The sequence below is a fragment of the Pseudomonas sp. 02C 26 genome (genome assembly GCF_002843585.1).
Taxonomy (GTDB): Bacteria; Pseudomonadota; Gammaproteobacteria; order Pseudomonadales; family Pseudomonadaceae; genus Aquipseudomonas; species Aquipseudomonas shirazensis.
This window is the reverse complement of record NZ_CP025262.1, coordinates 2,347,334-2,368,030: the sequence shown is the minus strand read 5'-3', so window position 1 is coordinate 2,368,030 and position 20,697 is coordinate 2,347,334. Positions and strand designations below refer to the sequence as shown.

Below are 20,697 nucleotides of genomic sequence, written 5' to 3'. Positions count from 1 at the left end.
TGGCTTAATGGCACCTCCTGTGTGGGCACCGTGCCAACACGCAGATTTTGTCCCCGAGGCCCGCCGCCATGTTTATCCGCGCCAGCACCCACCAGCAGTTGTTGCATGCGGAACACACCCGTCAAGCCGCGCTCGAGGCCGAAGTGGCTGCGCTGCGCAAGACCGTCGCCACGCTTCAGGACGAGCATGGCGTAGCCCAGCAGCACGCCCAGGGACAGGCCAGCTTCATCAACGCCATTGAACGTTCGATGGCCGTCATCGAGTTTGCTCTCGACGGGCGCGTGATCAATGCCAACGCCAACTTCCTCGAGGTCATGGGCTATCGCCTGGATCAGATACGCGGTCAGCATCACCAGATGTTCTGCTCTGTCAGCGAAGCGAAAAGTGACGCCTATCGCGAGTTCTGGGCAGCGCTGAATCGTGGCACGTTCAAGGCAGGCCAGTTCCCGCGCCTGGACAGTCGCGGCGCCACGGTCTGGCTGCAGGCTACCTACAACCCGCTGTATGACGAGCACGGCAAGCTCTATGGCATCGTCAAGTTTGCCAGTGATATCACCCCTGAGATCGAGCAGCGCGAGGCCGAATCGCAAGCTGCACTGGTGGCCTTCGAGACGTCGCAGCACACCGATGAGTGTACCCAGCAGGGTTCTGCGGTGGTGCAACAGACCGTAAACATGGTGCAGAGCATTGCCGACGAGCTCACGCAGATGGGCCAGGCGATCAGTGCGCTGAGTGAGCAGTCCGAGCAGATCGGCACCATTGTCGATGCCATCCGCAGCATCGCCGAGCAGACCAACCTGCTGGCCCTCAACGCGGCAATCGAAGCCGCCCGCGCCGGCGACCAAGGCCGCGGCTTTGCCGTGGTCGCCGATGAGGTGCGCAACTTGGCGCAACGCACCAGCAAGGCCACCGTGGCGATCAGTGAAGTGGTCGGCAAGAACCGCGAACTGGCCCGCCAGGCTGTGGCGAGCATGCAGGCGAGTACGCTGAAGACCGAGCAAGGTGTTGAGCTGGCGCAAAAGGCTGGCGCGGTGATCGAGGATATTCAGCACGGTGCGCAGCGGGTGGTTGAAGTGATTGGCCAGTTCGCCCAGCGTCTGGAGCAACGCCAGCAACGCTGATCATGGGGCCGCCAAGTGATCTCTCATTGCCATACGAGCGAAACCAGCGGCCTGAATCGTCATGCCTCTTATAGGCAGCGCCTAGCCCTACCTGCTCACTCCAGCGCTCAATCAGAATGCTGTTCATCGTCAGACCATCCCTGTAGTTTGCCCGACAGTTCTCCAGTGAAGTGCCCTCCATGGACCCCAAGACTTTGCGCGATGCGTTCTCCGGCCTGAGTGTGTTCTTTGCCGTCGCGCACGCGCGCAGTTTCACCAAAGCGGCAGCGCGGCTGGGTGTGTCACAGACAGCCGTCAGCCACGCCGTACGCGCCCTGGAAGCCCGCCTGGGCGTCAGCCTGCTGTCACGCAACTCGCGCAACGTGACGGTGACAGAGGCCGGCGAGCAACTGCTGGCGAACGTCGCACCGCAATTCGAGGCCATCGATATGCAGTTGCAGGCGCTGACCGAGTTGAGCAACAGCCCTACCGGCACGATCCGCATCACCGCCTCCGATCACGCCGTGCGGGCGGTGCTGATGACCAAGCTCAAGCTGTTTTTGCCGGCACATCCGGGGATCAAGGTCGAGCTGTCGACCAACAGCGGCTTTGTCGACATTGTTGCCGAACGTTTCGATGCCGGGGTCAGGCTCGGCGAGGCAGTGGCGCAGGATATGATCGCTGTGCGCATCGCTGCGGATGCGCCCTATGCAGTTGTCGCTACCCCGGCTTACCTGCAGCATCACGGTATGGCGCAGACGCCAAGCGACCTGTTGCAGCACAACTGCATCAACCTGCGCCTGCCGACGCGGGGCAATTTATGGGCGTGGGAATTTGCAGTTGATGGCCGCGAAGTCAATCTGCGTGTGGACGGGCAACTGGTCTTCAACAACACCTCCGACGCCGTGGAAGCCGTACTGGCCGGGCTTGGCGTCGCCTATCTGCCTGCGGAACTGGTCGAGCAGCATGTGCAGTCCGGGCAGTTGCTGCAGATGCTCGAAGACTTCAGCCCGGTGTGGCCCGGTTTGCACCTCTATTACCCCAGTCGGCGGCAACCGTCGGGAGCGATGGCTTTGTTGATCGCGGCGCTGCGGGTCTAGTGAATTACCCTGCCCCGGCTCGCCAAACGTGCTCCAGCCACGCACGCTGCACCGGTATTTATCAACCAAACTCATAGCTGCATGCAGTTTATGCAGGTTTCTAGTGCCGCCCATCCCGCCTACAGTGTCGTCTCTGCGCCAATTATTAGCGCACGCCACTGGATTTCAGGACTGCTGCAATGGCCAGAGAGCACTACAGCCAACTTCAGGCGTTGATCGTCGTTGCCCGCGAGCGCAGCTTCACCCGCGCCGCAGCACAGCTGGCCATGTCGCAATCGATGCTCAGCCACACCATCCGCGACCTGGAAACGCGCCTCGGTGTGCGCCTGCTGACGCGCACAACGCGCAGCGTCTCGGTTACCGAGGCAGGCGAACGCTTGATCGCCGAGGTGGCACCGCGCCTTGAGCTGATCGAAGCACAACTGCACGCGGTCGCCGAGCTCGGCGACATGCCCAGCGGCACCGTGCGCATCACCGCCAGCGACCATGCCGTCGACAGCTTGCTCTGGCCAAAATTGCAAAGCCTGCTGGCGCGCTACCCGCGCTTGAACCTGGAGCTGCACAGCGATTACGCCTTCTCCGATATCGTCCAGGGCCGGTTTGACTTTGGCGTACGCCTGGGGGACAGCCTGGGCAAGGACATCCGCTCGGTGTGCATCAGCCCGGACATGCGCCTGGCAATCATCGCTGCGCCCGCTTATTTCGCCGAACGGCACATGCCAGAAACCCCGGAGCAACTCAGCCAACACGCCTGCATCAACCTGCGCCTGCCAACCCAGGGCAACCTGTATGCCTGGGAGCTCAAGCACGGCGAGCGCGAAATCAGCGTGCGGGTCGAGGGCCGGCTGGTGTTCAACGGCATCTACCAGGTGCTCAATGCCGCCCTCGACGGCCATGGCCTGGCCTATGTCCCACACGATCTGGCTGCCACCCATCTGGCGGCTGGCCGGGCTGTGCCCGTGCTTGAAACGTGGTGGCGCAGCTTTCCTGGCTACCACTTGTATTACTCGGCGCAGCGCGAAACCTCACGCGCCATGCAGGTCGTGATCGAAACACTGCGCCTGAACTGAATCAAATGAGCAACACCGCCGACCGCTTGAGCAGCCGCCGGCTGCGCCTTGACCACCTTGTGCTAGTTTTTCCGCATGGGGTGCGCAGGGCCTGGGGCATTGGCGGCCTGATAAAAACTAAAGATCCATCCAACCGACTGATTACGGGTGAGCCATGCAGCTTCGAATCAACCAAAAGACCTACGAGGTCGATGCCGACGCGGATACTCCACTGCTGTGGGTAATCCGTGATGACCTGGGCATGACCGGGACCAAATACGGCTGCGGCCTGGCCCAATGCGGCGCCTGTTCAGTGCTGGTCGACGGCAATGTGGTACGCGCCTGCGTGACGCCGATTGCCGGCGTGGTCGGGCGTGAGGTCACCACCATCGAAGCCATCGAGGCCGACGATGTCGGCAAGCGCGTGGTCGCTGCCTGGGTCGACAAACAGGTCGCACAGTGCGGCTACTGCCAGTCCGGCCAGGTCATGGCCGCCACTGCCCTGCTCAAGCACACCCCCAAGCCCAGCGATGAGCAGATTTCTGCGGCGATGATCAACCTCTGCCGCTGCGGTACCTACAACGCGATCCATGACGCCGTGCATGCACTGGCCAAGCAGGAGGACGTGGTATGACCAAGCCTGTCGTCTACCCCGCCGATCTGCTCGCGCTCGATCAACCGGTCAACCTGTCGCGCCGGCGCTTTCTCGCCGGCAGCGCCATTGGCGCTCTGGTGCTGGGTTTTGGCCTGCCGCTAGGCACTTCGCGGGTACAAGCCGCTGCTGCGGCAACCCCAGCGCTGGGCACTCAGGTGCCGGCGTTCCTGGAAATCCGCCCGGACAACAGCATCCGTCTGCTCAGCCCGTTCATGGAAGGCGGCCAAGGCACCTTCACGGCGATGGCGCAGATTGTCGGCGAGGAGCTGGATGCCGATCCTGCCACCTTCCTGGTCGAAGCCGCGCCGCCCGGTGAAGCTTACGTGGTGCTGGAAAACGGCATGCGTATTACCGGCGGGAGCATGTCGGTGCGCCTGAGCTACCCGGTCATGCGGCGCCTGGGCGCCCTCGGCCGGGCCATGCTGGTACAGGCCGCCAGCACCAAGCTGGGCGTACCGGTCAGTGAGCTGAGCACCGAGCCGGGTCGGGTCATTCACGCCAGCTCCGGTCTTTCGCTGAGCTACGGTGAGCTGGCCGGCGCGGCCATGGACCTGCCGGTGCCCGATCCGGACAGCATTACCTTGCGCGACCCGAGCCAGTTCCGCTGGATCGGCAAGCCGGTCAAGCGTGTCGACGCCTACGACAAATCCACCGGCAAGGCGGTCTACGCCATCGACCTGAAAGTCGACGGCATGCTCCACGCCGCCGTGCAGCACGCGCCACGCCTGGGCATGACCGTAGCTGGTGTGCGCAACGAGGCGCAGGTCAAGGCCATGAAGGGCGTGCACTCGGTGCATCAGCTGCCGGGCGCAGTGGCAGTGGTTGCCGAGCGCTGGTGGCACGCCAAGCGCGCTGCCGAAGCGCTGCAGGTGCAATGGCAGGAGCCGACTGCGGACTCCAAGGTGCGGCCGATGCCGGCAGACTTCTCCAGCGACGGCTTCCGCGAGCACCTGGCGGCGCAGACCGGGCCGCAGCGCGAAGAAGAGCTTGAAGGCGATTTCAGTAAAGCCCTGGACGGCGCCAAGACCAAGGTCGAGGCCACTTACCACAATCAGTTCGTCAACCACGCGCAGCTGGAGCCACCTTCTGCACTGGCTCGCTACAACGACGATGGCTCGCTCGAAGTCTGGCTGCCGAACCAGGCACCCGACATGTTCCGCGCCGACATCGCCAAGCGCACCGGCCTCGATCTTGCGCAGATCACCCTGCACTCGCCGCTGCTCGGTGGGTTCTTTGGCCGGCATTTCCTTTACGACAGCGCCAACCCCTATCCGCAAGCAATCGCCCTGGCCAAGGCCGTCGGCCGGCCGATCAAATTGATCTGGAGCCGCGAAGAAGAATTTGTCCGCGACGTGCTACGGCCGATGGCGGTGGTCAAGTTCCGTGCCGGGCTGGACGCCAACGGCATGCCGGTGGCAATCGAAGCTGTCAGCGCTACCGAAGGCCCGACCGAAGCAATCGCCGGCAGCCCAGCGGAAAAAGGCGACCCGACGGCACTCGAAGGTTTGTCTGGCAAGTCGTACGCGATCGCCAACCGTCGCGTCGCGCAGATCTACGTCAAGGGCCCGGCAATGCTCGGCTACTGGCGCTCGGTGGGCAACTCGATGAACGACTTCTTCTATGAAGCGTTCCTCGACGAACTGGCCGACAAAGGCGGCCAGGACCCCTATGCGCTGCGCATGCACCTGCTGCAGGGTAACCAGCGCCTGAGCACCCTGCTCAAGGCGGTGGCCGATCTGTCTGGTGGCTGGAAACGGGGCCCGTTCACCGCCGAAGACGGCAGCAAGCGTGCCCGCGGCGTAGCCATGGCCTCACCGTTTGGCTCGCATGCAGCAGTAATCGCTGAAGTCTCGATCGAGAACGGCCAGGTCAAAGTGCATGACATCTGGCAGGCCATCGACCCTGGCAGCATCGTCAACCCAGCCATCGTCGAGGCTCAGGTCAACGGCGCGGTCTCGCTGGGGCTGTCGCAAGCCTTGCTCGAAGAAGCGGTATATGTCGATGGCAAGCCCCGCGCGCGCAATTACGACCTGTATCCGATTCTGCCAGCGGCGCGCATGGCCAGAGTGCATGTACGCATTGTCGAAAGTGGCGAGAAGATGGGCGGCATCGGCGAACCACCCTTGCCTGCGGTCGCCCCGGCAGTCGCCAACGCGGTAGCGCAGCTGACCGGCCAGCGCATCCGCAGCATGCCACTGTCACGCTATACATTCAGCTAAGCTGGCCCAGGACGACCTGCACATGACTCGAAAAAGCCTTGCAAGACCCTTGGCCCTGTTGGCCGTGCCGTGCCTGATCGCGGCCGGCCTGCTGGCCTGGTACGTCACCCGTGAACCGGCCTCGCCGTTTACCGCTACAACCCAGAGCAACACCGATCCGGCCTTGGTCCAGCGCGGGGAGTACGTCGCCCGCCTCAGCGACTGCGTGGCCTGCCACAGCCTGCCAGACGCCGCGCCGTTTGCCGGCGGGCTGAAGATGGCGACGCCGCTGGGGGCGATTTACGCCACCAACATCACTCCCGACCCTGATCATGGCATTGGCAAATACAGTCTGGCCGAGTTTGACCAGGCCGTGCGCCACGGCGTTGCGCCCGGCGGGCGCCGGTTGTACCCAGCCATGCCATACCCGTCCTATGCCAAGCTCAGCGACGAAGACGTGCAGGCGCTGTACGCCTTCTTCATGCAGGGCGTGCAAGCAGCCAACCAGCCCAACAAGCCCGGGGAAATCCCCTGGCCGTTGAATCTGCGCTGGCCAATTGCAATGTGGAACGGCCTGTTCACCGAGGCCGAACCCTACGCCGCCAAGCCTGAGCAGAATGCCCAGTGGAACCGTGGCGCCTACCTGGTGCAGGGCCCCGGCCATTGCGGCAGTTGCCATACCCCACGCGGCATCGCCTTTGATGAAAAAGCCCTGAGCGAGCGCGGCACTACCTTCGTCTCCGGGGCCTTGCTCGACGGCTGGTACGCGCCGAGCCTGCGCAATGACCACAACACCGGCCTGGGCCGCTGGAGCGAAGCCGACATTGCTCGCTTCCTCAAGACCGGGCGCAACCAGCATGCGGTGGTCTACGGCTCGATGACCGAGGCCTTCAACAACTCGACGCAGTTCATGAGCGATGAAGACCTGGCAGCGATCGCCCACTACCTCAAGTCGTTGCCGGGCGACCCGAAACGCGATGGCCCGCCTTGGCAATATCAAGCCGTATCGGCAGCGCAGCAGCTGGACAAACCTGGTGCGCACACCTACGTCACCGCCTGCGCCAGTTGCCACGGGCTGGATGGCCGCGGCCAGGCTGAATGGATGCCGCCACTGGCCGGAGCGACCTCTGCGCTGGCCGAGCACAACGCCTCGGCCATCAACATCACCCTCAACGGTGCCCAACGGGTGGTTGCCGCCGGCGTACCGGATGCCTACCGCATGCCGTCATTCCGCGAGCAGCTGAGCGATCAGCAAATCGCCGAGGTACTGAGCTTTGTCCGCAGCAGTTGGGGCAACACCGGCACCGCAGTGCCCGCCAAGGACGTGGCCAAGCTGCGCGAGCACACCGACCCGGCCAGCAGCAGCCCGATCATCCTGCAGATGCGTTGAAAGGAACCTCAAGCATGCTGCGATGCTCAGTAAGACAGGAGTGCTCGCGGGGCGATTACCGTCAGCGAGCATGACTGCATAGTGCACAAACAGATCAAGGAACACCGATGGAAAGCATTGACCTGATGGTCCTGCGCACCGCCCGCGACTGGTTGGCGGCTGGCGAGCAGGTGCTGCTGGCGACCGTTGCCCGCACCTGGGGCTCGTCGCCACGCCCGGTCGGCTCGATGATGGCCCTGCGCGAGGACGGCCGGGTGATCGGCAGTGTTTCCGGCGGCTGCATCGAAGATGACCTGGTCCACCGCTACACCGGCGTCTACGGTGGCAGCGGTGTGAGCGACGGTTTGCCGCAGGTGGTGTGCTATGGCGTCAGCGCCGATGAAGCCCACCGCTTTGGCCTGCCCTGCGGCGGCACCCTGGAGTTGGTGCTCGAATTCAACCCCTGTCATCAAGCCCTTGGCCTGCTGCTGGAGCGGCTGGATGCAGGTGGCCTGGCCCGACGCAGCCTGGATCTGGCCAGCGGCACGGCGACGCTGGAACACACGTCGACCCCAGAGCAATTCAGCTTCGACGGCGCGCGCATGGTCAGCACCCTTGGCCCTGGCTACCGGATGTTGCTGATCGGCGCCGGCGCTTTGGCCGAGTATGTGGCTACCATGGCCCAGTTCAATGGTTTCAAGGTCACCGTGTGCGATCCGCGACCGGAACACATGGCGGGCTGGAGTGTTGCCGGTGTCGAGCAGGTGGTGGGCATGCCGGATGACGTGGTGCGGGCGTTCGTGCCGGACCTGCGCACCTGCATTCTGGCCCTGAGCCACGACCCCAAGCTGGATGACCTGGCCCTGCTCGAAGCCCTGCACAGCCCGGCGTTCTATATCGGCGCGATCGGCTCGCGGCGCAATAGCCAGCAACGACGTGAGCGATTGATCGAGCACTTTGGCGAAACCGAGGCGTCACTCAAGCGGTTACACGGCCCCATTGGCATCTATATTGGCAGCAAGACCCCAGCCGAGATCGCCGTGAGCGTGATGGCGGAGATTCTCGCGTGCAAAAACAATGTCGAACTGCCGGGCGAGCTGTCGGTCACCGAAGCCAAACGCGCGCAAGAGCTTGAGTTGCTGGCCAGTTGAGCAGCACTAAAATTGCAGCAGCAGCTTCACCCGCTTGACCGATCTGACGTACAGTTTCGCAAGTAGACCAAGGCCAAGCCCTTCCGATGGACAAGTACGCCCCACGCCAGTGGCTCCCCCACGAAAAGCCGACTATTCCAGGCTCGCCGTCGACCCCGCTGCATCCACCTCTGACTCGCCTCGCCTACGGCGCGGTGGGCCTGCTGGTGGCTATTACCGGCGGCCTGGGCAATGCTCTGGTGACTGCCAACCTGACCTTTTTGCAAGGCGCGCTCGGTGCCACCAGCGCCGAAATGGCCTGGCTGCCGGCGGCGTTCGTGATGACCAACGTGTCGATGAATCTGCTGCTGGTGAAGTTTCGCCAGCAGTTTGGCCTGCGCGCGTTCACCGAAGTGTTCCTGGTGCTGTATGCACTGGTCACCTTCGCCCACTTGTTCGTCAACGACATAAACTCGGCCATCGCCGTGCGCGCAGCCCACGGTATGGTCGGCGCAGCGCTGAGCTCACTGGGCCTGTACTACATGATTCAGGCCTTCCCCGAGCGTTGGCGACTCAAAGCCATGGTGCTCGGCCTGGGTGCGTCGCAGCTGGCGATACCGCTGGCGCGGATCTTCTCCGAAGACCTGCTGCAGATTGCCGAATGGCGCGGTTTGTACATGTTCGAACTGGGCCTGGCGCTGACCGCGCTGGGCTGCGTCTTACTGCTGAAGTTGCCGCCCGGCGACCGTTTCAAGACCTTCGAGCCGCTGGATTTTCTCACTTTCGGCCTGATGGCCAGCGGCACCGCGCTGCTCTGCGCCGCGCTGTCGCTGGGGCGCATCGAATGGTGGCTGGACACGCCGTGGATCGGCATGGCGCTGGCGGCCTCGATCGGTTTGATCTGCGCCGGGCTGGCGATCGAGCACAACCGCAGCAACCCGTTGTTGATGACCCGCTGGCTGAGCAGCGCCGCGGTGATCCGCCTGGCCCTGTGCGTGATCCTGATCCGCATGGTCACCTCCGAGCAATCGACCGGCGCGGTGGGCTTTCTGCAAACGCTCAACCTGGGCACCGAGCAGCTGCGCAGCCTGTATGGGGTGATGCTGCTGGGCGCCGTGGCCGGGCTGGTCACCAGTGCCCTGACCATCAACCCCAAGCACCTGGTGCTGCCGCTGTTCGGCTCGCTGGCGCTGATGGCTGTCGGCGCCTACCTGGACAGCAGCTCGAGCAACCTGACTCGGCCAGCGCAGATGTACCTGAGCCAGTTCATGCTGGCGTTTGGCAGCACCTTCTTCCTCGGCCCATCGATGGCGTTGGGCATCGGCCACGTGCGCGCCAACCCGCGCAACCTGGTCAGCTTTTCGGTGCTGTTCGGGATCTGCAACAACCTCGGCGGCTTGCTTGGCGCGGCCTTGCTCGGCACCTTCCAGACCGTGCGCGAGAAATTCCACTCGAGCAACCTCAGCGAACAGCTGAGCCGCCTCGAACCCCTGGTCAACGCTCGGGTCCAAAGCGGTGGCGGCAGCTATGCTGGAGTCATTGCCGACCCGGCCCTGCGCACTGAAGTCGGCACCCGCTTGTTGGCCAATGCCGCCACCCGCGAAGCCAACGTGCTGGCTTACAACGATGTATTCCTGCTGATCGCCGGGATTGCCATACTGACCATGCTCTGGATTTCGCTGCGCAGCCTGTGGGTCTGGCACACGACCCGCCAGGCGGCCCTTTCCGACTCAACCCGCGGCGCTTCGAATCAATGAATGAAGAAACACCGATCACCTCTACCAACGCCATTGCCGAAACTCCGGAAGGTCAGACCCCGCCCACGCAGCCGAGCAACCCCGGCGGCTCGCGACGAGTGCGGGTATTGTCTGTGCTGACCTTTGCCGGCGTGGCCCTGGCCGGCATCCTGCTGGTGTTGTACGCCTGGCAACTGCCGCCATTTGGCAGCGATATCGAGAGCACCGAAAACGCGCTGGTGCGTGGCCAGGTCACGCTGATCGGCCCGCAGCTGTCCGGCTATGTCGTCGAAGTGCCGGTGCAGGACTTCCAGTACGTCAAGGCCGGCGACCTGCTGGTGCGCCTTGATGACCGCATCTACACCCAGCGCCTGGCCCAGGCCATTGCGCAATTACAGCAACAGCAGGCCGCGCTGGCCAACAACCTGCAGCAGCGCAAGAGCGCCGAGGCGACCATCGTCCAGCGCCAGGCGGCGATCACCGATGCTGCCGCCCAGGCCGACAAGAGCCAGGCTGACCTGCGCCGCAATCAGGCGCTGGTCAGCGACGGTTCGGTATCGCGCCGGGAGCTGGATGTCAGCCGCGCCAATCATGCAGCATCAGTGGCAAGCCTGGCCCAGGCCAAGGCCGCGCTGGAGATCGCGCGCCAGGACGTAGAGACGGTGATCGTCAACCGCGCCTCGCTGGAAGCCTCGGTAGAAAACGCCAAGGCCGCGGTCGAGCTGGCCCGCATCGACCTGGACAACACCCGGGTCACCGCACCGCGCGATGGCCAGCTCGGCCAGATCGGCACGCGGCTGGGTGCTTATGTCAATTCAGGTGCGCAGTTGATGCCGCTGGTGCCGGACAACCACTGGATCATCGCCAACATGAAGGAAACCCAGATGGCCAAGGTACGCATTGGCCAGCCGGTGACCTTCAGCGTCGATGCGCTCGATCACTTGAAACTGCGCGGCCACGTGCAGCAGATCTCACCCGCGACCGGCTCGGAGTTCGCCTTGCTGCAAGCCGACAACGCCACTGGCAACTTCGTCAAGATCGCGCAACGGATCCCGGTGCGGATCACCGTCGACCCGGACCAGCCCGACGCCAAGCGTCTGCGCCCGGGGATGTCGGTGGTGGTCGGCATCGATACCCGCGCCGAGCATTCAAGCGACTAGGCTGCGGGTTACAGCCACCAGGCCAGCACCAGCGGCAACCAGACGAACGACAGAATCGTCGAGCACATCACCAGGTTGGCGACCTCTTCAGGTGAGCGCTTGGCGCGCACGGCCAGCAGGTAGTTGAACACTGCCACCGGCATCGACGATTGCAACACCAGGATGGCCTTGGCCATGGTTTCCAGGTCAAGCAGCTCACCCACTGCCCAGCCAACCGCGCCACCCAGAACGATCCGCAGGCCGCCCAGCAGCATGCCCTTGCCGACCTGCTGCAGGCGGATGCTGGCCAGCGACACGCCGAGGGTCAGCAGCATCAACGGGATGGTCATGCCGCCCAGCAGATTGACAGTATTGGCCAGCCACTTGGGCAATTCCCATTGCAGAAAGATGATCGGCATGGCCCCCGCCAGGCTGATCACGATCGGGTTGCGCAGCAGCGCCTTGAACGAGCTGGCGCCGCCAGCCACGGCAATGCCCACGGTGAACTGGAAGATCGACAAGGTCAGAAAGAACGCCACCGCCAGCGCCAGGCCATGCTCGCCAAAGGCGTACAGGCTGATTGGCAGGCCCATGTTGCCGGTGTTGGGATACATGAACGCCGGCAACAAGACGCGCCAGTGCAGGCCAGACAAGCGACTGACCAGCAGCCCGACCAAGGCCATGCCAGCCATGCACAGCACGCAGGCCAACGCCATATTGGTAAAGGCCGACTGGTCCAGTTTGGTCCGACTCAAGGTCGACAGCACCAAGGCTGGGGTGCCGATGTTCATCACCAGCCGGGCGATGAATTCGGTGGGGTAGTCGATACCGCTGCGGGCCCAGCCGTAGCCAATGCCCGCGACGATAAACACCGGTGCCAGAACAGCGAACAACGAAGCCAGCATGCCTTGCCCTCAACGGCGATCAGTGCCGATCGCCTGGAAAAGATCCCAGTATGCCCCAGCTGCCCCGCGCCCGGCGTTCTGGCGTTGATAAAAGCGCTAACAGGTCAGCGTCAATCAGAGCATGCCCATCGCCGCACGCAAGGCCAGCAGATAGGTGTCGACACCAAATCCACAGATCTGCCCGCGCACCACTTCGGCGAATACCGAGTGATGCCGGAACGCCTCGCGGGCATGGATGTTCGACATGTGCACTTCCACCACCGGCACTTCCAGAATCGCCAGCGCATCGCGAATGCCGTAGCTGTAGTGGGTCCAGGCCCCGGCATTGATCAGCACCGCATCGACCCGCTCTTCGTAGGCCTGGTGAATACGCTCGCACATCGCCCCTTCGTAGTTGCTCTGGAAGCTCTCGATGCGCGCGCCGAGTTCCTCACCCAGCGCCTGCAAGGCCTGATCGATGTCTGCCAGCGTGGCCGTGCCGTACTGGCGTGGGTCACGTTTGCCGAACATGTTGTGGTTGATGCCGTGCAGCATCAGGATATTGACGCTCATGGCGCTACTCGAGGGGGATGGTCAGTTGGTTGATCACAGCGCGCGTCTCAGGCCGCACCCCGCGCCACCAGGCAAACGCCTCTGCCGCCTGCTCGACCAGCATACCGACGCCGTCCGCCAGGTTCGGCACGCCCTGCTCGCGGGCCAGCCGCAGGAATGGCGTGAGGCCTTTGCCGTAGGCCAGCTCGTAGGCCAGCTGGGCACCGTTCAATACGTCAGCAGGCAACGGCGGCAGCTCGCCGCTGAGGCTGGCCGAGGTGGCATTGATAACGATATCGAAGGTCTCGCCCTGCAGCTCTTCGTAACGGCTGATGCGCAGCAGCGGGTGGTCGACTTCATTGCGCAGCGCCACGGCCTTGGACATATCGCGGTTGACGATGACCAGCTCCAACGGCGCTGCCTGCAGAAACGGCAGCAGCGCACCACGCACCGCACCACCGGCGCCGAGCAACAGCACGCGGCGGTTGCGCAGCGGCTGGCCAAGGTTGCTTTCGATGTCGCGCAGCAAGCCGATGCCATCGAAGTTTTCCGCAACGATGCGCCCGTCTTCGAACTTCAGCGCGTTGGCGGCACCGGCCAACTGGGCGCGCTCGCTGCGCCGGTCGGCCAGCTCGAACGCGCGCAGCTTGAACGGCGCGGTGATGTTCATGCCCAACCCGCCCGACTCGCGAAAGCTCAGTACCTGCGCTTCGAAGCCGTCGAGTTGGCCTTCGATGGCGCCGTATTCAAGTACCTGCTCGCTGACCTGGGCAAACAGGCCGTGAATCAGCGGCGACTTGGTGTGATTGATCGGCCGCCCGATCACTGTATAGCGGTCAGTCATGCTGCATCTCCGTGGCTGAACAAGACCCCATCTGCCTGCATCGCAGCGATCTGTTCAGGGCTGAAACCAAGCCCGGCGGCGATTTCGGCGTTGTGCTGGCCGAGGTCCGGGGCGACCTGGTGAATGGTGGTATCGCAGTCCGAAAAGCGGAACGGCAGGTTGGGCAGGCGCAAGGTGCCGTAGCGCGGGTGCTCCTGCTCGATGACCATGTTGCGGGCTTTGATCTGCGGGTCGGCGAGCACCTCGTCGATGCGCTGGACCTTGGCGCTGGGGATGTCGATGCCGTCGAGCAGGGCGAGGATATCCGCCACCTGCCGCGCGCCGACCCACTCGCGCACCACCGCCAGAATGTCCTCGCGATTGGCGTTGCGCCCGTTCAGGCTGTGGAAGCGGCTGTCACTGCCAAAGCCGCTCGGGCCGCCGTTGGCTTCGAGCATGGCGGCGAAGCGCTGCCAGGCGTCGTCCACCTGCGCGGCGATCACCAGGTCACCATCGGCGGCGCGGAACACCCCGTACAGGGTCGACGTCGGCATGTCATGCCCGGTCTGCTCGGGCAGCACGGTGCCGTCGGACAGCGTGTAGCACTGCACGGCGTATTCGTGCATCGACACCAGCGTGTCGTAGAGGGCCATGTCGATATGCTGGCCGCGGCCACTGCTGACCCGGCCCAACAACGCCGCGTTGATTGCAGCTACGGCATGAATGCCGGTGTACATGTCACCCAGCGAAATACGCAGCAACGGCGGCGCCTCGCCGGGTACGCCGACCATCTGCATGATGCCGCTCTTGGCTTCGGCGATCAGGCCGAAGCCTGCGCGGTGCGCATCAGGCCCGGTGTGGCCATAGGCCGAGATCGAGCAATAGACCAGCCGCGGGTTGCGCGCCGACAGCTCGCTGTAGCCCAGACCGAGCTTTTCCAGTGCACCGGGCCGGTAGTTTTCGATGAGGACGTCGGCCGAGTCGGTCAGGCGCTGCATGAAGGCCTTGCCGCGCGGGTCGCGCATGTTGACGCTGACGCCCTGCTTGCCCATGTTCAGTTGCAGAAAGTAACCGCTCTGCTGCTCGTCCAGGGTGAAGGCATGCTGGCGGCCCGCGTCACCTGTGCCTGGGCGCTCGACCTTGATCACTTCGGCGCCCAGCGCAGCCAGGCAGCGGCCAACGTAAGGGCCGGCGAGAAAGTGGCTGTAATCAATGACGCGAATGCCCGCGAGTGGTAATGCCTGACTCATGCCTGCGCCCTCCTTGGGACCATCACCCGGTGCTCGCCACGCTGCACCACTTCGCCGTGCTGGTTGATCAGCTCCGACGGCAAGACCACGATGCCCCAGCCTGGGCGGCTCTTGCTTGCTCGCATCGAGCCGACGCGCATGCGCACGTGGAGCACGTCGTTGACCTTGATCGGCAGGAGGAAGTCCCAGGTCCAGCCCAGCGACATGCCGGGCACGAAGCGGTATTCGCATTGGGTCTTGAGGCCGTCGGCAATCGACAGGCCGAACAAGCCATGGGCAACCAGGCAGCCAAAGTGGCTGGCGTTGGCGTAAGCCTCGTCGACATGGACCGGGGTGTGATCACCGGTAAGGTCGGCATAGGCCAGAATGCGCTCGCGGGTCACGATATAGCTTGGGCTGATGCACTCGTCGCCTTCACGGGCATCGTCCCAGAATTTTTCCACTACGTTCATGCTTGCTCCTGTGCACGTGGGTCAATCGCCAATGCCTGGGCTACGCAGCTGACCGGCCGGGCCTGAATCAGCTCGATCGCCAGGCCATCCGGCAGGCGGAACCAGTTGAAGCCTTGCGGCAATGGCGTGACGCCGAAGCGCTGCGCAGCAGCCAAGCTGGCCTCGAGGTCTTCGCACATGATGCCCAGGTGGGCCATGCGCCCTTCCGGGCCGGCAAAATCCGGCTGATGGATGAACTGCAAACCGCCCAGGGTCCAGTACTGCGCAGGCTGCTCGAGGCTGCCCTGGACTTCACGCATGGTCATGCCGCACACCTCGCTGAAAAAGCCGATGTGCCAGTGGATGTCCTTGACGAAGAATGCAACGTGTTCGAGGTAGGCTTTGGCAGTCACTTGAAGTCCCTCTTTTGATAGTCGGCCATGGCGCGTTCGATGCCTTTGATGCAGGCCACCAGGGTCGCGTTGACCGGCGTGGGCACGCCATGGCGCTGGCCCCAGCGCACGACGGAGCCGTTGATGAAGTCGATTTCGGTGATCGAGCCTTTTTCCAGGCTCTGCAGCATCGAGGTGCGAAAACTCGCCGGCAGGCCTTCGGCAGCCAGTTGCCAGGCAGCTTCTGGGCTGGTCAGGCTGAGGCGGATACCGGCCCGCTCGGCGACCGCGATGGCTTCGGCCACCGCTGCCTTGGCCGTGCTCTCGAGCAGCGGTTCGCTGTACAGCTGGCCATAGCTGAGCATGGTGATGCCGCTGAGCGCGCCGGTGGCGACGTTGACCAACAGCTTGTCCCACATGGTGCCGAGGATGTTGTCGCTGACACTGGTGGCCAGCCCGGCGCCGTTGAAGGCGTCGGCAATGGCTTGCACCCGTGGCGTCAACTGGCCGTCGAGCTCGCCGATAAAGGTCTGCTTGCCGGCTACCCCGGCGCGGATCGAGCCGGGCGCCAGCAGCACGCCACCGACGTAGGTCTTGCCGGCCAATACCCGCTCGCGACCGACCGCCTCGGCCAGGATGTCCTCGTGACCCAGGCCGTTCTGCAGTGACAGCACCAGCGTCTGCGGGCCGATCAAGGCAGTGGCGCCGGCAATCGCTTCAGCGGTATGGAACGACTTGACCAGCACCACCACCAGATCGGCCGCGCCGATCTCTTCGGCATCGACGCTGGCGTTGACCCGCACGTGGCGCTCGCCACGCTCATCGTTGACGTGCAGGCCGTGCTGGTTGATCGCAGCGACATGCGCCTGGCCGCGGTTCAACAACCAGGTTTCATGCCCCGCCTCGTTCAAGGCAGCGCCAATGGCGCAACCGAGGGCGCCGGCTCCAAGAATGCAGATTTTCACGTCGCAAGCCTCCTGTGCTTTGCGACTACATTAGGCAGGCGGGCTTATTTGGGCTATACAATGGCCTCAATAGCACTATTGAGAATTACAATAATGACCCCGTTGGATGCCCTGCCAGATCCCAAGCTGCTGCGCCTGTTCGATGTCCTCTACAACTGCCGCAGCGTGACCCGCGCCGCCGAGCAACTGGGCCAGAGCCAGCCGACCATCAGCATCTGGCTGGCACGCCTGCGCGAGCAGCTGAACGACCCCTTGTTTGTACGCACCCCCGGCGGCATGGCGCCCACGCCGCGGGCCGACCAGTTGATCGGGCCGTGCCGCGAGGTGCTCGAATCGCTGCGCCGACTGACCGCCTCCGAGCCACAATTCATCGCCGCGACCGCGCAGCGCCGTTTTCGCTTATGCGTCAGCGATGCCAGCCACATCACCTTGCTGCCGCGCATCCTCAATCATCTGCGCTCGCACGCGCCGGGCATCCGCCTGGAAGCGGCACGCATCGACGGCAATACCGAAAGCGCGCTGGAATCAGGCGAGGCCGACCTGGCCATTGGTTTTGTGCCCTGGCTGGGCGGCGGCATGTACCAGCAGGTGTTGTTCGAGCAGGACTGGGTGTGCCTGAGCAACCCCAAGCATGCCACCGACGGGGAGCCCATGAGCATCACCCGCTACCGGACTGAGGGACACGTGCAAGTCAGTGCCGGCACCGGCCAGAAACTGCTCGAGGCGGCTCTGACCCGGGCCGGCATCGAGCGCCGGGTGATGCTTGAGCTGCCCGGTTTTCTCGGGCTGGGCATGGTGGTCGGCTCGACCGACCTGATCGCGACGCTCCCTCGGCATATCGGCCAGACACTGGCCGCCATGCATGGCCTGCAGATGACCGATTGCCCGCTTGCGGTCGACGGCTTCACGGTCAAGCAGCACTGGCACGCACGCTACCACCAGGACAGCGGCAATCGCTGGTTGCGCGAGTTGATTCGGCAGTTGTTTCAGCCGCCACGGCTGGCGGATGGCCACGCCTGACAGCGCGGGCTGCTGCATCAACACGCCGACCGTTGATCCTGCGGCGGATGGTCGCAGGGCCAGCCCCCTTGGCAAATCCAGGATAACGCTTAAAATCGCGCCTCCTTTTCGCCAGTCACCCTGCTACAGGCACCCTCGCTACCGGTCCGCAATGGCCCGGCCCAGCCTGCGCGGCAAAAAGGCACACATCTGCTGATTTCTTCTTGAGGTATGTATGTCTCCGCGTTTGCTGGCCATGGCGCTGGCGCCCCTGCTTGGGCTGTTCATCATGGCCCTGGGCAATGGTTTCATGTCTTCTTTGACCACACTGCAACTGGGTACGGCGGGCGAGTCGGCGACGATGATCGGTATCGTCTCTTCGGCCTACTTCATCGGCCTGACCCTGGGCGCCCTGTTCAATGACCGGCTGATCCTGCGCATCGGCCACATCCGTGCCTACAGCAGCTTCGCCGCGCTGATCGCCGCCACCAGCCTGATGCAGGGCCTGTTCTACGACACCACCTGGTGGATGGCCATGCGCCTGATCAACGGCTGGGCTGCCGTCGGCGTGTTTCTGGTGATTGAAAGCTGGTTGCTGATGGCCGGCGACGCGAAGATCCGCGGGCGCCTGCTGGCCCTTTACATGATCGCCTTCTACGGTGCTGGCGTGCTGGCCCAGGCTGCGTTGGGCGAGATCACTGGCCTGGGCGCCAGCGCGCCATACATGGTTGCCGGCATGCTGGCAGCGCTGTCGGTGCTGCCGATCGTGATCCTGCCGCAGGTATCGCCGGTGCTCGATCAGGTCGAGCCGCTCAAACCCCGGCAACTGCTGGGCGTGGCCCCCACCGGGCTGGTCGGCTGCTTTGGTTCGGGCGTGGCAATCGCTGCGGTGTATACCTTGCTGCCGCTGTACTTGCAGCGCATCGGTCTGGCGGTGGGTGAAGTCGGCACCATGATGGCCTGGGTGATTCTCGGCGCCATGCTGCTGCAGTATCCGGTGGGGCGCTGGTCCGACCGCAAGGACCGCCAGGATGTACTGATCACGCTGGCCGCGCTGTGCACCGTGCTGTCGCTGGTGATCGGCCTGCTGCCGGCCAATTCGGTGCTGTTGCCGGCAATGCTGTTCCTGCTCGGCGGCTGTGTGTTCGCGGTGTACCCGGTGTCGGTCAGCAGCGCTGCCGACCGCGCCCCGGCGGATGCGCTGGTGCCGATGATCCAGGGCCTGCTGCTGATCAACTCGCTGGGCTCGGCAATGGCGCCGCTGGCGATTTCGCCGGTGATGACCTCGTACGGCGAAGTCGGCCTGTTCTGGGCGTTTGCCGTGATCAACCTGGCCATGGTCAGCTTCTTCCTCTGGCGCCGTGGCAAGCGCCCGGCACCGGAGCATCCCGCGCCGTTTGCTGCGAGCACCACGTTCTCGCCGAGTGGCGCCGAACTGCGGGTGACCGAAGAACTGCGCCATGCCGTGCAGGAGCACCCGTCGATGGCTGAAACCCAGGCGCCGGCGCCTGCTGCAGAACACGCCTGACCCGCGCCGGGGGCATGACCGCTCGTCGCCCGACGGGCACCCTGCCCCCGCTGGCGTGGCCGAACACATGACGATCATCCTTACAGGAGATTCACCATGGTTCGCTTCCGCCCGCTTCCGTTAGTTCTTGCCCTGTCGTTGGGCCTTGCTTCTACCGTCAGCATTGCTGCCACAGACATGAGCAGCGGCAAGTCCACCACTGAACAGTCCTCTGGCGACCAACCGCGTGGCAGCACCGCCGGTGATGGCAGCAGCGTCAACAGCCCAGGCGGCAGCCCGGATAACGACAGCAGCGATACCGGTACCGACTCCGATGGCGCAGATGGCAAGACCCCTGGGCCAAGTGACTCGAGCAGTGCCGAGCAAGACGATCATTGATTGCAGGGGCGCTGTGGGGAAACCTGCAGCGCCGCGCTTCAGTTCAATCAGCGCCAGTGGCGCTGTTCTTCGACTACCTGTTCATGCGCCTGGAACATCAGCGGCAATTGCTCCTTGAGCATGTCCAGCCAGGTTCGCACCTTGGCATCCAGATAGTGCCGGGACGGATAGATCGCATAAATCTCCCGCTGCCGCAGACGATGTGGCGCCAATACCCGGCATAGCCGTCCCTGCTCGATGGCCCTGGTCGCGGAAAAATACGGAATCAAGCCAATCCCCATACCCAGCTCGGTAGCCTGCAACATGGCATCCGCGACGTTGGTCAGGAAGGTCTGCTGCGGTTGAATCACGCAGCTCTCGGCCGCTTGTTCAAACACCCAGTCCTCTTCGAACAATGGGTCGCCCATGCGCATGCACACATGCTGCTGCAGGTCCTCTGGTCGCTCGGGCACGCCGTGACGCGCCAGATAGTCAGGTGAGGCACAAAGGATGCTGTAGATGCCGCCCAGGGGGATGGCGATCAGCTGCGAATCCGGCAAGCCGCGGCCGATGGTGATGACCACGTCGTGGCCCTCATCGAGCGGATCGGGGTTGCGCTGCGACAGGGTCAGCTCCATCACCACTTCCGGGCAGGCCGCCTGATAGGCCGCCACCAGCGGCATCATCAGCAGGCCCAAGCCATGGGTGGAGTGCACCCGCAGCCGCCCGCGCGGGGTCAGGTGGGCACCGCGCGCCTCGTCCATGGCCTCTTCACTGAGCAACAGGATCTGCCGCGCTCGCTCAAGGAAACGCTCGCCCGCCTCGCTCATGCGCAGGCGCCGGGTGGTGCGGTGCAGCAGGCGGGTCTGCAACTGGTTTTCAAGCTCGGCGACGATGCGTGAGACCTGGGCGGCAGAGATATCGAGGGCATTGGCGGCGCCCGCGAAACTGCCGCAATCGACTACCCGGGTGAAAGTCCGCATGGCATGCAGCATGTCCATGGAAGCGCGCTCCTGAAATTTAATTCGTACATCAAGAGC

General features: G+C 64.0%; 20 protein-coding genes and 1 pseudogene. 13 read left to right on the top strand and 8 right to left on the bottom strand.

Translation table 11 applies throughout. From position 1 onward, the window contains the following. Positions 1 to 68: 68 nt before the first annotated feature. The 10 genes and pseudogenes from CXQ80_RS25315 to CXQ80_RS10655 all read left to right on the top strand — a co-directional run. Positions 69 to 569, top strand: a pseudogene (locus CXQ80_RS25315) (PAS domain-containing protein); the annotation flags it as partial. Between the two features lie 30 nt (positions 570 to 599). Beyond that, positions 600 to 1,121, top strand: a complete 522-nt coding sequence (locus CXQ80_RS25310) for a methyl-accepting chemotaxis protein (protein WP_256585769.1) — start codon at positions 600 to 602, stop codon at positions 1,119 to 1,121. 179 nt (positions 1,122 to 1,300) lie between these two features. Continuing rightward, positions 1,301 to 2,200, top strand: a complete 900-nt coding sequence (locus CXQ80_RS10690) for a LysR family transcriptional regulator (RefSeq protein ID WP_101319198.1) — start codon at positions 1,301 to 1,303, stop codon at positions 2,198 to 2,200. Between the two features lie 179 nt (positions 2,201 to 2,379). Beyond that, on the top strand, positions 2,380 to 3,270 hold the full coding sequence (locus tag CXQ80_RS10685; protein WP_101319195.1) for a LysR family transcriptional regulator: 891 nt from the start codon (positions 2,380 to 2,382) through the stop codon (positions 3,268 to 3,270). 154 nt (positions 3,271 to 3,424) lie between these two features. Continuing rightward, the gene (locus CXQ80_RS10680) at positions 3,425 to 3,883 is read left to right on the top strand and encodes a (2Fe-2S)-binding protein (protein WP_101319193.1); all 459 of its coding nucleotides are present in this window, start codon (positions 3,425 to 3,427) and stop codon (positions 3,881 to 3,883) included. After that, positions 3,880 to 6,123, top strand: a complete 2,244-nt coding sequence (locus CXQ80_RS10675; protein ID WP_101319191.1) for a xanthine dehydrogenase family protein molybdopterin-binding subunit — start codon at positions 3,880 to 3,882, stop codon at positions 6,121 to 6,123. The genes CXQ80_RS10680 and CXQ80_RS10675 overlap by 4 nt, the downstream gene beginning before the upstream one ends. 22 nt (positions 6,124 to 6,145) lie before the next feature. After that, positions 6,146 to 7,492, top strand: a complete 1,347-nt coding sequence (locus tag CXQ80_RS10670) for a cytochrome c (protein WP_101319189.1) — start codon at positions 6,146 to 6,148, stop codon at positions 7,490 to 7,492. A 107-nt stretch (positions 7,493 to 7,599) separates the two neighbouring features. Beyond that, complete coding sequence (locus CXQ80_RS10665) at positions 7,600 to 8,622, top strand: XdhC family protein (protein WP_101319187.1); 1,023 nt, start codon at positions 7,600 to 7,602, stop codon at positions 8,620 to 8,622. Positions 8,623 to 8,708: 86 nt separating this feature from the next. Beyond that, complete coding sequence (locus tag CXQ80_RS10660; RefSeq protein ID WP_101319185.1) at positions 8,709 to 10,358, top strand: MFS transporter; 1,650 nt, start codon at positions 8,709 to 8,711, stop codon at positions 10,356 to 10,358. Continuing rightward, positions 10,355 to 11,497 carry an HlyD family secretion protein gene (locus CXQ80_RS10655; RefSeq protein ID WP_101319183.1) on the top strand — a complete coding sequence of 381 codons (1,143 nt, stop codon included), beginning with the start codon at positions 10,355 to 10,357 and terminating at the stop codon, positions 11,495 to 11,497. Before CXQ80_RS10660 ends, CXQ80_RS10655 begins: the two co-directional genes overlap by 4 nt. 8 nt (positions 11,498 to 11,505) lie before the next feature. Here the strand turns inward: CXQ80_RS10655 and CXQ80_RS10650 are convergent, their stop codons facing one another. The 7 genes from CXQ80_RS10650 to CXQ80_RS10620 form a co-directional block, all read right to left on the bottom strand. Beyond that, complete coding sequence (locus CXQ80_RS10650; RefSeq protein ID WP_101319181.1) at positions 11,506 to 12,381, bottom strand: AEC family transporter; 876 nt, start codon at positions 12,379 to 12,381, stop codon at positions 11,506 to 11,508. Between the two features lie 114 nt (positions 12,382 to 12,495). Next, positions 12,496 to 12,933, bottom strand: coding sequence for a type II 3-dehydroquinate dehydratase (aroQ, locus tag CXQ80_RS10645; RefSeq protein WP_101319179.1), 438 nt, complete (start codon positions 12,931 to 12,933; stop codon positions 12,496 to 12,498). 4 nt (positions 12,934 to 12,937) lie between these two features. Beyond that, entirely contained in the window at positions 12,938 to 13,756 is an 819-nt protein-coding gene (gene aroE / locus CXQ80_RS10640; protein ID WP_101319177.1) for a shikimate dehydrogenase, read from the bottom strand. Beyond that, positions 13,753 to 14,985, bottom strand: a complete 1,233-nt coding sequence (locus tag CXQ80_RS10635) for a CaiB/BaiF CoA-transferase family protein (RefSeq protein WP_101319175.1) — start codon at positions 14,983 to 14,985, stop codon at positions 13,753 to 13,755. Before CXQ80_RS10635 ends, aroE begins: the two co-directional genes overlap by 4 nt. After that, a complete protein-coding gene (locus CXQ80_RS10630) occupies positions 14,982 to 15,437 on the bottom strand; it encodes a MaoC family dehydratase (RefSeq protein WP_101319173.1) in 456 nt (151 codons plus the stop codon). Before CXQ80_RS10630 ends, CXQ80_RS10635 begins: the two co-directional genes overlap by 4 nt. After that, complete coding sequence (locus CXQ80_RS10625) at positions 15,434 to 15,829, bottom strand: VOC family protein (RefSeq protein WP_101319171.1); 396 nt, start codon at positions 15,827 to 15,829, stop codon at positions 15,434 to 15,436. The genes CXQ80_RS10630 and CXQ80_RS10625 overlap by 4 nt, the downstream gene beginning before the upstream one ends. Further along, a complete protein-coding gene (locus CXQ80_RS10620; RefSeq protein WP_101319169.1) occupies positions 15,826 to 16,773 on the bottom strand; it encodes a ketopantoate reductase family protein in 948 nt (315 codons plus the stop codon). Before CXQ80_RS10620 ends, CXQ80_RS10625 begins: the two co-directional genes overlap by 4 nt. Before the next feature lie 93 nt (positions 16,774 to 16,866). Between CXQ80_RS10620 and CXQ80_RS10615 the strand changes: the two genes are divergently transcribed. The 3 genes from CXQ80_RS10615 (at position 16,867) to CXQ80_RS10605 (ending at position 19,678) form a co-directional block, all read left to right on the top strand. Continuing rightward, entirely contained in the window at positions 16,867 to 17,793 is a 927-nt protein-coding gene (locus tag CXQ80_RS10615) for a LysR family transcriptional regulator (RefSeq protein ID WP_101319168.1), read from the top strand. Between the two features lie 214 nt (positions 17,794 to 18,007). Further along, the gene (locus CXQ80_RS10610; RefSeq protein ID WP_101319166.1) at positions 18,008 to 19,300 is read left to right on the top strand and encodes an MFS transporter; all 1,293 of its coding nucleotides are present in this window, start codon (positions 18,008 to 18,010) and stop codon (positions 19,298 to 19,300) included. A gap of 96 nt (positions 19,301 to 19,396) precedes the next feature. After that, a complete protein-coding gene (locus CXQ80_RS10605) occupies positions 19,397 to 19,678 on the top strand; it encodes a hypothetical protein (protein WP_101319164.1) in 282 nt (93 codons plus the stop codon). A gap of 47 nt (positions 19,679 to 19,725) precedes the next feature. On the opposite strand, the gene CXQ80_RS10600 is transcribed toward CXQ80_RS10605, so the two are convergent. Further along, a complete protein-coding gene (locus CXQ80_RS10600) occupies positions 19,726 to 20,658 on the bottom strand; it encodes a LysR family transcriptional regulator (RefSeq protein ID WP_101319162.1) in 933 nt (310 codons plus the stop codon). Positions 20,659 to 20,697: the final 39 nt, after the last annotated feature.

Bases quoted from the DNA above. Each gene is read 5' to 3' on its own strand.
- CXQ80_RS10680 (WP_101319193.1), top strand. From the start codon at position 3,425: ATGCAGCTTCGAATCAACCAAAAGACCTACGAGGTCGATGCCGACGCG.
- CXQ80_RS10615 (WP_101319168.1), top strand. From the start codon at position 16,867: ATGACCCCGTTGGATGCCCTGCCAGATCCCAAGCTGCTGCGCCTGTTC.
- CXQ80_RS10605 (WP_101319164.1), top strand. From the start codon at position 19,397: ATGGTTCGCTTCCGCCCGCTTCCGTTAGTTCTTGCCCTGTCGTTGGGC.
- CXQ80_RS10655 (WP_101319183.1), top strand. From the start codon at position 10,355: ATGAATGAAGAAACACCGATCACCTCTACCAACGCCATTGCCGAAACT.
- CXQ80_RS10610 (WP_101319166.1), top strand. From the start codon at position 18,008: ATGTCTCCGCGTTTGCTGGCCATGGCGCTGGCGCCCCTGCTTGGGCTG.
- CXQ80_RS10665 (WP_101319187.1), top strand. From the start codon at position 7,600: ATGGAAAGCATTGACCTGATGGTCCTGCGCACCGCCCGCGACTGGTTG.
- aroQ (WP_101319179.1), bottom strand. From the start codon at position 12,933: ATGAGCGTCAATATCCTGATGCTGCACGGCATCAACCACAACATGTTC.
- CXQ80_RS10660 (WP_101319185.1), top strand. From the start codon at position 8,709: ATGGACAAGTACGCCCCACGCCAGTGGCTCCCCCACGAAAAGCCGACT.
- CXQ80_RS10685 (WP_101319195.1), top strand. From the start codon at position 2,380: ATGGCCAGAGAGCACTACAGCCAACTTCAGGCGTTGATCGTCGTTGCC.
- CXQ80_RS10690 (WP_101319198.1), top strand. From the start codon at position 1,301: ATGGACCCCAAGACTTTGCGCGATGCGTTCTCCGGCCTGAGTGTGTTC.
- CXQ80_RS10600 (WP_101319162.1), bottom strand. From the start codon at position 20,658: ATGGACATGCTGCATGCCATGCGGACTTTCACCCGGGTAGTCGATTGC.
- CXQ80_RS10650 (WP_101319181.1), bottom strand. From the start codon at position 12,381: ATGCTGGCTTCGTTGTTCGCTGTTCTGGCACCGGTGTTTATCGTCGCG.
- CXQ80_RS10670 (WP_101319189.1), top strand. From the start codon at position 6,146: ATGACTCGAAAAAGCCTTGCAAGACCCTTGGCCCTGTTGGCCGTGCCG.
- CXQ80_RS10675 (WP_101319191.1), top strand. From the start codon at position 3,880: ATGACCAAGCCTGTCGTCTACCCCGCCGATCTGCTCGCGCTCGATCAA.
- CXQ80_RS10635 (WP_101319175.1), bottom strand. From the start codon at position 14,985: ATGAGTCAGGCATTACCACTCGCGGGCATTCGCGTCATTGATTACAGC.
- CXQ80_RS10630 (WP_101319173.1), bottom strand. From the start codon at position 15,437: ATGAACGTAGTGGAAAAATTCTGGGACGATGCCCGTGAAGGCGACGAG.
- aroE (WP_101319177.1), bottom strand. From the start codon at position 13,756: ATGACTGACCGCTATACAGTGATCGGGCGGCCGATCAATCACACCAAG.